Origin of the sequence: Mariprofundus sp. KV (assembly GCF_013387475.1) — a bacterium.
Classification (GTDB): Bacteria; Pseudomonadota; Zetaproteobacteria; order Mariprofundales; family Mariprofundaceae; genus Mariprofundus.
In genome coordinates, this window is sequence record NZ_VWNB01000003.1 from 112,710 (window position 1) to 125,339 (window position 12,630).

Genomic DNA, 12,630 nt, shown 5'->3' on the forward strand with positions numbered 1-12,630 from the left:
GGATCAGCGATCCTTGATGTAACTGTTCCAGATACGCACCACATAATAGATCGGTGCGTGATCATTGAGATAGTCGCCGGGGATGGTATCCGGGTCGCCGTGGCTCCAGCTGTTGAAGAGGTCGCCGAGATGACCGATGTGCCCGGTAATGCGGCTTTTCATCTGTAACCAGCAGTTAGGGTTGTCGTGGATATGGCCTGTATCATCGATATATTTTAACTGGCCAATATGCCGGTAGCTGATAGCGGGAGGTACCATGGTTACGATGTCGTTATTATTCACAAAGCGATAGGTGGCCGTTGTGTAGCTATCGGCGAAGTCGTGGTTGCCTACACGTGGAGAGCCGAAGGTGTAGAGCCCGTGCGCCTTGGGGGTGCGTTCAGCAGCCAGTGTGGCCAGCGCAGCTCCCAGACTGTGACCGGTAAACCAGAGCCTTAATCCGGGGTTTTCGGAACATATTGTGTTGAGGTGTTTGAGCATATTATGGCTATCGCAATCCGCGCTGTTCCAGACCAGATCCAGCGCCTTTTTAAAGCCGGTATGCACCAGACCCCGGCCATCATGCGCTGTCAGTGGCAGATTCAGATCGGTGAGAATATCCTGACTTTCACTCACTTCCGTGCCGCGAAAGCAGATGATGGCAAAGTTCTCATTATGCGCCACAAAGCTCTGGGTGCCGCTGTTTTCAAAGAAGTGACAATGGGCCAGTCCGGCAGCTTTCAGTTTCTCTGTCACAAACATCCGGTCGCGCACATAAACCAGCAGCGATGCTTCGGCCAGCCACCAGCTATTGACCGATTGATAACTGTTTGAGGTATAGCGGAAGGGGTGACTGTCGCAATCCCTGAAATAGTCATAGGTTGTGTTGGCTGCAAACAGTCCGTCAAAGGATAGGTCTGTTGGTAGTGGTTTTGGTACAAGAGCGTTCATCGCTTTCTCTCCCATGGAATTACATTTTCTATTATCATAGTTGTCATTTGAGAAAGTGCCAAACCGATCTTTTTTGCCCCGTCAGGTTAAGAGTTCACGTTTATCCTTGCCCGGATCGTGTTACAGTTTGGCTGCATGATGGTTTGGAGGATGAATGACTGAACAGGAAGGGCCGAGCAGAGAGATGCTCAGGGCACACAGACAGATTTTCTGGGATGCATGGCACAAGGCGCAGGCCGACCTGCCGATCAATGCGCTTGAGGTGCGTATCGCACGCGTAATCGAGATGCATCCTGAATATCACCACTTCTTTGATGATATGGATGATTTTCTCGACCGTGATTTCGAGGTCAATGATGGTATGAACCCTTATCTGCACCTCTCGCTGCATCTGGCTCTGGAGGAGCAGCTGGCAACCAAACAGCCTCCGCAAGCTGCCAATGCGATGGTGCATCTGCTGACCGTAAAAAAGATGGATCGGCACGATGCGCTGCACAAGCTGTTGGAGATTCTGGCGGAAACGGTTTACTACGCGCAGCGTGCAGGGCAAGAGCCGGATGTGGAAGCCTATGCCCGGCGTATGAAGGAGTTGGCATGTTGATCAGGGAGACCAGTCCACTCCTCTGCTCGTTGCTTTGCAAACAGATAAACAGGGGCGCCATTTATCTGTTTGTGCACCCGTCCGTGGGTGCGGTAATATCTCCCAAAGGAGATATGACTAATGTTTAGAAATCTACTTGTCTCAATCGTTTTTTTCATTGGCCCTGCGCTGCTGATGTTTATTGCGCGCAATATGGTGTTGATCGGCATGGCATGGCTGAAGCATCGCCACAAAAAAGAGCTTGAGCAGAAGATCATCGATATCACACCGATTCATAACCACAGGCATCCGAACTGGTTTGTGATTATTGTTGTCATTATCAGTATGATTTGTGCCGTTACGGTATTTATGGAGCTGCAACATAGCGATGATGTTGTGCCACAGGAGTATGTACCGGCCTACACCGACGATGCAGGTAATATCATTCCGGGCCACTGGCAACCCAAAGCGCCGGCAACGGATTGACCGACCATTCATTGAAGCAGCCGTCTCTCTTTGATCAAGCCCTGCAGATCGGTGAAATCGCAGCGGCTGATGTGGTGGTTGCTCTGCAGCATGGGGCACTGCTGATTACAGCCAGTTCAGGTCACACCCTCGACTGGAAACGCCGCATTACCACAGCCTCAACATTGCCAGTCAGTCAGACACCGCGTGTAAGTAGCTGGCAGGCGTGGATATCCGCTCTGGCCGAGGACGATCTCTCACTGCCTGTAGCGCTGAACCGCATGCAGGAGATGCAGCTCTGGGAGCAGGTAATTCGAGCCGACCTCTCAGAGGGTTCCCAGTCTCTCTCATCCATACGCGGTCTTGCCCGTCATGCCTGCGAGGCATGGGCAATCATGCAGCACTACCGGATTCCTCTTTCAGAGCTGAGTTATGGTGGTGAAGAGGCGGAGGCACTGCTGCGCTGGGTGAAACAGATACAAGAATTATTGCAGAAGGGTGATCTGAAAGGACGTATTCTGGCTGCTGATCAGGCAGAACTGCTGCTGCCTGATATCGATCAACGCATTGACGTAAGCAGCATCATCTTCGACGGCTTTGAGAGCTTCACACCCCAGCAACAGGCGATCATGCAGGCGCTTGTCCACTCCGGTGTGCGACTACAGATTGTGGCACCGCCGCAGCCTGATGATCTGCTCCCTCCAGCCGTGATCGCCTGCCCGGACGAGCTTGCAGAGCTGGACCATATCAGTCGCCGTGTTAGCGATATCCTCAAGCAATCACCACAGGCGCGCATTGCGCTGCTCACCAGTGATGCCATCAGTGATCTGTTAGCACTGAAACGTAAACTCACACAAACCCTGATTCCCGCTAGCCTTGATAATCCGGCAACTGCTGTGCAGGCGGTAACCATGCCGGGTGAGCGGTTGAGCGATACTGCGATGATCAGCCAGCTGCTGTTCGTGCTGGGGCTGGCTGGTGCGGAGAGCATCAGCTTCACTGATTTCTCGCGGCTGCTTTTTTTGCCCTGGCTTAAAGGTTATGAGTCCGAGCGCCTGGCAAGGGCGGAGCTGGATCGACTGCTGCGTCAGAAGAATCGCCACCATATTTCATTAACCTCGCTGCTGGAGTCGCAACTGGTTGCTGATGTGCCGGAACTGAGTGCGGTGCTGAGCTCATTGATGCAGTGGAAAGCGTCTCGCCAGCGTGCGAGTGAGTGGGTGAAGCTGGTGCATAAACTGCTGCAGGAGTGCGGTTTTGTACCCTCCGGTTTTGCTGCGGAGTTGCGTAGTAATGATGAGATTCGCCTGATGAACAGTTTTCGCGATGCACTTGCCTCGCTGATCTGCCTTGATGCGGTCAGTGAGGCGATGAGCTGGTCGCGCTTTCTCTCCATACTGCGTTCAGCCTCTGCCGATGCAAAGGTTCGGGTTGAGGTGTGTCACCCGAATGTGATGGTGATGCCGCTGGAGCAGATTATCGGGTTAAGGTTTGATTATATCTTTGTGGCCGGGCTGGAGGAGCAGGCCTTTCCGATGCATGCACGTACGCTCTCACTGCTGCCGTTGCCGGTGCAGCAGAAGTATGCGATCAGCATGAGTCAGGCGACACTGGCATTTGATAGTTCGCGCTTTATCTGGCTGCAGCTGTTGGCTGCGGCTCCCCGGATCGAGATCAGTTATGTCTCACAAAGGGGAGAGCAGGAGAGCCGCCTTTCACCGTTTGCCCGGGATGCTGTCGAGCATATCTACGTACCAGCTACGGTCACTCCAACAGGCAGCCTGGAGCTGGAGTTTTATGAGGATGCACCGGCGCTGCCGTTGCTCGATCAGGAGCAGCGCGGCGGTGGAACGGCGCTGATCAAGGATCAGTCGGCCTGCCCGTTCAAGGCATTTGCCCGCCATCGACTGATGATCCGTGAGCTTGGCGATTCCACGCCCGGTATTGAGCCGAGTACCAAAGGTTCTCTGCTGCATCTGGCACTCGAATTTATCTGGAGACGGCTGCAGACGGCCGAACGGCTGCATGCACTGGATGAGAGTGGCTGTTCTGCCCTGATTGATGAGGCGATCGCCTCTGCCTGGCAGCTTAATCGAGCAGGTGTTCCAGCTGCACTGCGCGAGATTGAGGCGCGCCGTATGCATGCTGTGCTGCTTGAGTGGCTGGAGTTGGAGAGGTCGCGTCCGCCATTCCAGCTTCTCAGTATCGAGAAATCTTACCGTTTACTATTACCGGAGCAGGGGGAGAGGCAGTTCTCCGTCTCTATCAAGGCAGATCGGATCGACCGCGATGCGGATGGACGCAGGATCCTGATCGATTATAAAACCGGTGCCAGAGAGAGTGTGAGCAAGTGGATCGGTGAGCGCATTGAGGAGCCGCAACTGCCGCTCTATGCGATGGCTGCTGAACTGGGTGAAGAGGATGCGGTCAGTTATGCGCGGGTGCGCAGTGGTGAGATGGGTTTTGAAGGGTTGGCTGGTGAGGATGTCGGCATCAGAGGCATTATCCCGTGTGACGGCAAGCGCAACAGCCCGGATGATTGGGGCGCACTGCTGCTGTTCTGGCGGCAGAACCTTAATGCTTTGGCTGAGGAGTTTGCGCACGGGCGCTGCGATGTCTCTCCACGTGATGAACAGGCATGTCGCTACTGCGGGCTGGAGGCGGTGTGCAGGGTTGAGGAGAGTGGATCTGTTATGGATGCAGAGGTGAGTGGTGAGTGAGCAGGCGCGCTTAAAGGCGCGCGACCCGCAACGCTCATGGCTGGTACAGGCACCGGCAGGTTCAGGTAAAACCGAGCTGTTAACCCAGCGTATTCTGGCGCTTCTGGCGCTGGTCGATGAACCTGAGGAGATACTGGCCCTCACCTTTACCCGCAAGGCGGCTGCCGAGATGCGTAGCCGTGTGATTGAAGCGCTCTGTATGGAAAAACCGTCAAGTGCTCAGGCGCATAAGATGGAGACGTGGCAGCTGGCGCAGGCGGCTCTGAAACGCTCAGCTGAGCGCGGTTGGCATCTCAGTGAACATGCCGGTCGCCTCAGACTGATGACACTCGACTCTCTTACCCATTCACTGGCTTCCCGTTTGCCGCTGCTCTCGGGGCTTGGTGAGATGCCAAGGCCGGGGGACTATCTCTATCCTGCCTACCGACAGGCAGCTGAGGCGGCACTGAATCAGCAGCTGCGCACAGATAGTCAGGCGGCTGAACTGCTACTGCTGCATCTGGATCATCAGGCGGTAGTGCTGATCGATCTGATCGCCGATATGTTGGCCAAACGTGAGCAGTGGCTGGAGATTGTCATCGCCCATGCCCGTGATATGGATGGACTGCGGGTCATGCTGGAGTCTGCGCTTGGCGATATTATAGAGGAGCCGCTCAGCATATGTGCAGAGCTGATCCCCATCGGCATTCGCAACACCTTACCAGGACTACTCGCTTTTGCAGGAGAGCAGCGGGGTGAGCCGTTATTGCAGGGCTTAAAGCGCTGGCCGGATGCGGATATTGATCAGCTGGGGCTGTGGCAGTTGATTGCCGGTGAGTTGCTGACCAAGGATGGCTTCAGAAAAGCCGGCGGCATCAATGCCCGGCGGGGATTCCCGACCGGCAAGGAGCATGCCGGAGAGAAGCAGATGTTTCAGGAGATACTGTCGCAGCTGGCGGATATCCGAGGTTTGGAAGAGGCGATGCTGGCGCTACAGAAGCTGCCTGCCGAGCCGGGTTACTCCGAGCAGCAGTGGCAACTGATGCAGGCTCTCTTCTCTCTGCTGATACTCTCTGCCGGGCAGCTGCAGCAGCTCTTTGCCCAGAAGGGTGAGGCGGATTTCACCGAGATTGCTCTGCGCGCTCTCAAAGCGCTGGAGGGAGAGCAGGGGAGCCCGTCCGATCTGCTCTTAAAACTCGATTACCGCATCCACCATATACTTGTCGATGAGTTTCAGGATACCTCACTGTTACAGATGCGCCTGCTGCAAAATCTCACGGCTGGCTGGCAGGCCGGTGATGGCAAACATCGCACGCTGTTTATGGTGGGTGATCCGATGCAGTCGATCTACCGTTTCAGAAAGGCGGAGGTGGGGCTGTTTTTGCAGGCGGCAGCCAATCAGGCCAGCCTGCCCGTAGTTGAACCACTGCAGCTGGAACGCAACTTCCGCTCGGCTCCTGCCATCGTTGATTGGGTGAATCGGGCCTTCGCCGCAATCTTCCCTGAGCAGCAGGATACGGTGCGCGGTGCGGTTGCGCATGCGGCGGCCACGGCTGCACTTGATCATACCGGTTCAGTTCAATTGCATATTCAGCATCAGGGACGCGATGATCGGCAGGAGGCTGAGGCGGTTGTTGAACTGGTGCGCCGCGAACGGGAGCTGTTAAACGCTAACGGCGAGCCGCAATCGATCGCACTTCTGGCCCGCTCACGCAAACACCTGCATACCATCATGGCTGCACTGCAGGAGGCCGGTATTGCATTTCGCGCCACCAACCTGCTGCCGTTAAACAGACGTCCGGAGATACGCCTGTTGCGTGCGCTGGTGCGCGCACTGCTGCATCCGGCGGATCGTGAATCGTGGGCAGCGCTGCTGCGCTCTCACTATTGTGGTCTGACTACGGTCGATCTCTTCACACTGCTTGGTGGTAACGAGATGCCAGTCTGGCAGCTGATCCATGATCAGACGCTACTTGCACGCCTGCAGCCTGAGGCTGCAGAGAGGGTGGTTGCCCTGCGTTTGGCACTTGCCCCATGCATGGAGCAGGCCGGCCGGGTACCGGTGCGCCAGCTGCTGGAGAGCGGCTGGCATCGTCTGACCATGTTTGAGCTGCTTGATCAGAGCGGTGGCAGGAACGTTGAGGTGACACTGGATCTGATCAGCGCGCTTGATGAGGGGGGGCGGATCAATTTTACCCTTTTTGATGAACGGCTGGAGAAGCTCTACGCCGCACCGGACGCATCAGCAGAAGCGGCACAGGTGGAGCTGATGACCATGCATGGCGCTAAGGGGTTGCAGTGGGATGTGGTGATCCTGCCGGGGCTGGGTAAACGCGGAAACAGCAGTGATTCTCCGCTGCTGGCCTACAGCGATGTGCCTGTACATGGCGATGTGCATCCGCTGCTGGCGGTGCGTGCCGCCACTCGTGGTGGGGATGCACTCTTTTCACTGGTCAACGGGGTGGAGAAGTGCAAATACGATTATGAGCTGGCGCGTCTTCTTTATGTGGCCTGTACCCGGGCGCAGACCTTGCTGCATATGATGGGACACGTCTCTGAAACCAGTGGCAGTGCCACATCTGGATCGCTGCTGAATCTGCTGATTCCCGATGGTGTCGAGGTCGGCTGTTTCGGCGCCGATCTGGTGGATCTGGAGAGTCAGATTGAAACTGATGTCGATCAGCGTATCCCTTTACAACGCATCAGGCAGTTGCCGATGGCCAGGGTGATTGAACCACAGGTGGGAGAAGCCGAGGCGGAGTACCTCTGGGCAGGTCCTGAGGCGGCGCCGGTCGGTAATGCTGTGCATGCAGCACTGCAACGTATCGGTGAGTGTGGCGTGGAGCAGTGGGATACAGATCAGAAGCTGCAGGCGAAGATGCATATGCATCGATTGCTACTGGCTGAAGGACTCTCCGGCACCATGCTCGAGAAGGCAGAGCAACGTGTTGAGGCGGCTCTGGCGCGCACGCTGAACAGTGAAACCGGCTGCTGGATTCTCTCCGACAAACACAGTGATGGCCATTGTGAGTGGGCACTGAGTGTCGAAAACAACGGTTTTGTCTCACACCATGTGATTGATCGCAGTTTTATTGATGGTGACGGCGTACGCTGGATTATCGACTATAAAACCGCTGCGCATGAAGGTGCAGATCTGGAGCTTTTCCTCAACGAGGAGGCGCGACGCCACGGTCCACAGTTATCCCGCTACGCCTCAATCCTGCAAAGCATGGAGCCAACTCGAAAAATCAGAACAGCGCTCTATTTCCCTATGCTCGATGTTATGCACGAGGTGAGCGTAGAGGATTGAACATTGCAAACGCTACTTTTTACAGTGTTTGAGCATCCCTTTGACAAAGACGCGGGCCAGTAAGAACTCACCCATATACTTCAGAACCTTATTGATGCGGCGAATGATATAAGCCGGGCGCAGGTGATAGGTGAATGCGTTGTAGCGGTGAATGGCTGCTTTGGTGTGTGCCGCTTCATCACTGCTGACCTCAAGGGCTTTTACCTCAACCCTGCGAAAGAGCATATTGATATCGGGATGGGACTCATCGGTGAACTGGCTGACCAGTTCAAAACCACACTTTTTGGCCAGCGCAATCAGGGTTGCAGGGGTAAAGTTGTAGATGTGCGCATAGTGGAAGAGGCGATCATAGGTGGCGAACGGGCCGGCAATGTTCGGGCACTCGACATAGAAAAAACCATCTTCATTAAGCAGGCTGTGGATATGGTTCAGCGCACGGGTAGGGCTGGAGAAGTGCTCGATCACATGGATCAGCAGAATCACGTCATAGGTAGGTTCAGCAGGTAGATCGTAGAGGTTACGATTCTCTACCGATGCGTGCAGCTGTTCGCGGGTAAAGGCGTTGAAGTCCTTGTTCGGTTCAATGCCGCTGGCTTGAAAACCCTGCAGCTCAAATGATTTGACCGTGCAGCCGATACCGGCACCGATCTCAAATACCTTTGCCGATTTGTCCAGACGCGAGAAGAGCTGTTTAAGAATGCGATCACCATTCATCCAGGCACGCATAATACGCCGTTTGGAAGGGGTGCTCTCACCGTGATAATCACGGCGATACTGCTCAGCGTAGTATGCTGAGACCTCCTCTTCACTGGGCACTGGCATGTGCGCCACCAGGCCACAGCCTGTGCAGAGGCCGGTATGCAGCTCTTTGCCGTGGCGGTCGCGAGTGCCTATCTCTTCAAAGCTTGAGCCTTCGCAAAGGTCGCACTTATTTTCCGGAAGCTGTGTCTGATCACTATTCAAAATGGGGCCCCTAATCTGAATTCGGGCGAATGTTAATCTATTTCGCTGGCAATTTCATTGATCAGAAGCAAGGTTGAAACGGGGTGAAAACAGCGGCTGAATATTCCTCTCAGCCGAGCTTGTCTTCCTTAAAACGGAGCTGGATCGCTTTCAGGATAGGTTTGCTGGCAAAAAGCGCATCGACACAGTCGGGATCAAACATCCTGCCTTTGTTTTCCGCCATAAACTCCAGCGCTTTGCGGTTGGACCAGGCCTCTTTGTAGGGGCGTTTGCTGGTCAGAGCATCAAACACATCGGCCGTTGAGGTGATGCGAGCCTCAATGGGAATCGCTTCACCCTTAAGTCCTTCAGGATAACCGGAGCCATCGATGCATTCATGATGATAGAGCACGATATTTCTTAACATCTGCACATTATCAAGGCCATCGAGATCAAACTGATCAACCATCGTATCGATGATGCCCTTTCCAATATGGACATGGGTTTGCACTACCGATCTCTCATCATTACTAAGTTTACCGTTTTTAAGGATGATTTTGTCAGGTACGCCGACCTTGCCGACATCGTGCAGCGGACTGAACTGAAAGATATACTCAATCATCTCATCATTAAGGTCATGCTTTTCGGCAATCTCCAGTGCGATGACGCGGGCATAATGCGACATGCGGGAGAGGTGGGCACCTGTCTCCTCATCCTTGATGCGGCTGAACTCACGTGCTGTAGCAACGGCACCCTTCAATGTTTTCAGCGGCATGGTTTCGGCAATCAGCAAGGTAGAGATGAGATGGATAAATATTTTCAGCTGCTCAACCCTTTGGGGGGTGAAATAACTGACCTCTTTGGCATTCATAAACAGGATGCCGATCAGCGAGTCTTTACTGAATATCGGAAAGGTGAGGCTGGAGCGGTAACCGGCCGCCTTGATCAGCTTGGTATGGCGCCTGTCTGAAGATATGGCTGTGATATCATCAATGATGCGGATCTCTCTGGTCGCTACCATTTTTGATAGTGACTCAGAGTTGCTCAGTTTGCTTGAGTAGTACTGGATCGGGGTGGCATCGCGGGTGCTGTTGGTGAAGGTTTTCAGCATGTCGGTTTCTTTATCGTAGAGCACAACGGCAATACGGCAGAGTGCCGGGAATGTATCGTTTAAATTACGGTGAATCTGCTCAATCTGATTGCATAACAATGGTGGATCCCCCTCATGCTACTGCTCCCTCGGTTGGCATAGATTAAACATCTATCGGCTACTGTATCAATAACTTAAGCAGGAATAGTTCATGTTTTTCTCGCGTAAGAGGTGCTGTCAGCTGGTTACACTGTTTAATAATTGAAAATGATACATTCTTTGCCTGATTCCACAGGCGGCGCTAGTCTGCGCGACCGTTTGATCTCAATGGGATCGGATGACTTTTCGGAGGTGCAAAAGATGCTACCACGCACACATTGCGGAGATTTCACAGTAATGCATATCGGTCAGACTGTTCGTCTGAATGGCTGGACGCAGACCAATCGTGACCATGGCGGTGTGGTATTCCTTGACGTGCGTGACCGTTCCGGTCTGGTACAGGTGGTGGTGCACCCCGATACCCCTGAGATGCACAAGCTTGCACACGCTATGCGTCAGCAGGATGTGATCGAAGTGGTGGGTGAGGTGATTGCCCGCAGTGAAGGCACTGTCAATGCCAATATTCCAACCGGCGAGATCGAGGTGAAAGCGATCGATATCGTGGTGTTGAATGGCTCAGAGACACCGCCATTCATGATTGATGATGATTGTGATACCTCCGAGCAGGTCAGGCTTGAATACCGCTATCTCGATCTTCGTCGCCCGAAGATGCAGCGTTTTATGGAGCTGCGTCACCGTGTTACGCATGCGGCGCGCAACTATCTCGACAGCCAGAAGTTCCTTGAGATTGAAACCCCGATCCTGAATAAATCAACACCTGAAGGCGCACGCGATTATCTTGTGCCTTCAAGGGTTTACCCCGGCTCCTTTTATGCACTGCCGCAAAGCCCGCAGATCTTTAAACAGCTGCTGATGGTGGCCGGTATGGATCGCTACTACCAGATTGCCCGCTGCTTCCGTGATGAGGATCTGCGAGCTGATCGCCAGCCTGAATTTACGCAGGTCGATATTGAACTCTCCTTTGCTGATCAGGATGAGGTGATGGCCGTGGCTGAAGGGCTGTTGCGCTCGATGTTTGATGCCGGTGTTGGTATTCGCTTGCCGGAAGAGTTTCCACGTATCACTTATGATGAAGCAATGGATCGATTTGGTCTGGATCGTCCCGATATCCGTTTTGGACTGGAACATGTTAATGTCACCGAACTGATGAAGAAGGTCGATTTCAAAGTGTTCCGTGATCCGGCTGATAATGGTGGTCTGATTAAAGTGATGCGCGTGCCTGATGGTGCGGCAAAACTTTCGCGTAAACAGATTGATGATTATACCAAGTTTGTATCGATCTACGGTGCCAGAGGTCTGGCCTGGATCAAAGTGAATGATAAATCCGATCTGCCGGCTGGTCTGCAGTCTCCGATTGTGAAGTTCCTGCCTGAAGATGTGCTGGCTGAGTTGTTGGAAGCCAGTGAAGCTGAGAATGGCGATCTGCTCTTCTTCGGTGCCGGTGACACTCAGGTTGTGAATGATGCACTGGGCCATCTGCGTGTGAAGATGGGCCATGATCTCGATCTGATTGCCGAGAATGATCACCGCTTTGTCTGGGTGGTCGACTTCCCGATGTTTGCCTGGAATGCCGATGAGAAACGTCCTGAAGCGCTGCATCACCCGTTTACCGCACCACGCGAAGATGAGCTGCACAAGCTGGAGAGCGATCCGCTGAATATCTGTTCACAGGCTTATGATCTGGTCTGGAACGGTACCGAGATCGGTGGTGGTTCGATCCGTATTCATAAACCGGAAGTGCAGGCACGGGTTTTCAAAACACTCTGTATCTCCGATGAAGAGGCAGACGAGAAGTTCGGCTTCCTGCTCAAGGCTCTGAAATATGGTGCACCACCACACGGTGGTCTGGCATTCGGTCTGGATCGCGTGCTGGCACTGATGGCCGGAGTGGACTCAATCCGTGATGTGATCGCATTTCCGAAGACGCAGAAGGCGGCTGATCCGATGTCTGATGCACCGAGTGAGGTTGCCGATGCGCAGTGGAAAGAGCTGGGTCTGCGTAAACGCCCAACCATCAAAGAGAGCTGATCCAAACATTCAAATAATCGTTCAATCATCAAAAGGCCGCGTAACTTACGCGGCCTTTTTTATGCTGTCGCGTTGCGTATCCGACAGCAGCTTCATCGGCCTGATCAATATGAATGATATCAATCTCTTACAGCGGCCAGTGCATTGACATCGCAATGAAATAGGCTGATTATGCATGTTATGAAACGCGGTCTGTTTGTTCTGATGATATTGCTCTCTGCCTGTGCGGCGAAACCGCCGGTGCAGGAGATGTCCAATGCGCGTTCTGCAATCAAGGCGGCACAGGATCTTCCCGGTAGCAGCCAGAAATCAGAGGTTTATCTGAAATCTGCTGAAACGGCGATGGAAGAGGCTGCTGAAGCGATCCGTCTTGAACACTACGAAACAGCACGTGGTAAAGCGCTTGAAGCCAAGCGCAATGCACAGGCCGCTGCACGCATCAAACAGTCCACTAAACAGTAACAAT

At 53.8% G+C, this 12,630-nt stretch carries 9 protein-coding genes; 6 read left to right on the forward strand and 3 right to left on the reverse strand.

The window, feature by feature from the left end:
• Nucleotides 1-3: 3 nt before the first annotated feature.
• The gene (locus F3F93_RS03375) at nt 4-930 is read right to left on the reverse strand and encodes a lipase family protein (RefSeq protein ID WP_176957758.1); all 927 of its coding nucleotides are present in this window, start codon (nt 928-930) and stop codon (nt 4-6) included.
• A gap of 154 nt (nt 931-1,084) precedes the next feature.
• Between F3F93_RS03375 and F3F93_RS03380 the strand changes: the two genes are divergently transcribed.
• The 4 genes from F3F93_RS03380 to F3F93_RS03395 all read left to right on the forward strand — a co-directional run bounded on the left by F3F93_RS03380 (nt 1,085) and on the right by F3F93_RS03395 (nt 7,984).
• A complete protein-coding gene (locus tag F3F93_RS03380; protein WP_176957759.1) occupies nt 1,085-1,531 on the forward strand; it encodes a DUF1841 family protein in 447 nt (148 codons plus the stop codon).
• A 120-nt stretch (nt 1,532-1,651) separates the two neighbouring features.
• Nucleotides 1,652-1,996: a hypothetical protein gene (locus tag F3F93_RS03385; protein WP_176957760.1), complete on the forward strand. Its 345-nt coding sequence runs from the start codon at nt 1,652-1,654 to the stop codon at nt 1,994-1,996.
• Nucleotides 1,997-2,007: 11 nt separating this feature from the next.
• Nucleotides 2,008-4,695 carry a PD-(D/E)XK nuclease family protein gene (locus F3F93_RS03390; RefSeq protein ID WP_176957761.1) on the forward strand — a complete coding sequence of 896 codons (2,688 nt, stop codon included), beginning with the start codon at nt 2,008-2,010 and terminating at the stop codon, nt 4,693-4,695.
• Nucleotides 4,688-7,984: a UvrD-helicase domain-containing protein gene (locus tag F3F93_RS03395; RefSeq protein WP_176957762.1), complete on the forward strand. Its 3,297-nt coding sequence runs from the start codon at nt 4,688-4,690 to the stop codon at nt 7,982-7,984. Before F3F93_RS03390 ends, F3F93_RS03395 begins: the two co-directional genes overlap by 8 nt.
• 12 nt (nt 7,985-7,996) lie before the next feature.
• On the opposite strand, the gene F3F93_RS03400 is transcribed toward F3F93_RS03395, so the two are convergent.
• Nucleotides 7,997-8,947, reverse strand: a complete 951-nt coding sequence (locus tag F3F93_RS03400; RefSeq protein WP_176957763.1) for a class I SAM-dependent methyltransferase — start codon at nt 8,945-8,947, stop codon at nt 7,997-7,999.
• Nucleotides 8,948-9,056: 109 nt separating this feature from the next.
• Complete coding sequence (locus F3F93_RS03405) at nt 9,057-10,136, reverse strand: HD domain-containing phosphohydrolase (RefSeq protein WP_176957764.1); 1,080 nt, start codon at nt 10,134-10,136, stop codon at nt 9,057-9,059.
• Nucleotides 10,137-10,376: 240 nt separating this feature from the next.
• Here F3F93_RS03405 and aspS point away from each other — a divergent pair, with 240 nt between their 5' ends.
• Nucleotides 10,377-12,164, forward strand: a complete 1,788-nt coding sequence (aspS, locus tag F3F93_RS03410) for an aspartate--tRNA ligase (RefSeq protein ID WP_176957765.1) — start codon at nt 10,377-10,379, stop codon at nt 12,162-12,164.
• Nucleotides 12,165-12,344: 180 nt separating this feature from the next.
• The gene (locus F3F93_RS03415; protein ID WP_176957766.1) at nt 12,345-12,626 is read left to right on the forward strand and encodes a DUF4398 domain-containing protein; all 282 of its coding nucleotides are present in this window, start codon (nt 12,345-12,347) and stop codon (nt 12,624-12,626) included.
• Nucleotides 12,627-12,630: the final 4 nt, after the last annotated feature.

Coding starts and splice junctions, on each gene's coding strand:
- F3F93_RS03375 (WP_176957758.1), bottom strand. CDS start 930: ATGAACGCTCTTGTACCAAAACCACTACCAACAGACCTATCCTTTGAC.
- F3F93_RS03380 (WP_176957759.1), top strand. CDS start 1,085: ATGACTGAACAGGAAGGGCCGAGCAGAGAGATGCTCAGGGCACACAGA.
- F3F93_RS03385 (WP_176957760.1), top strand. CDS start 1,652: ATGTTTAGAAATCTACTTGTCTCAATCGTTTTTTTCATTGGCCCTGCG.
- aspS (WP_176957765.1), top strand. CDS start 10,377: ATGCTACCACGCACACATTGCGGAGATTTCACAGTAATGCATATCGGT.
- F3F93_RS03415 (WP_176957766.1), top strand. CDS start 12,345: ATGAAACGCGGTCTGTTTGTTCTGATGATATTGCTCTCTGCCTGTGCG.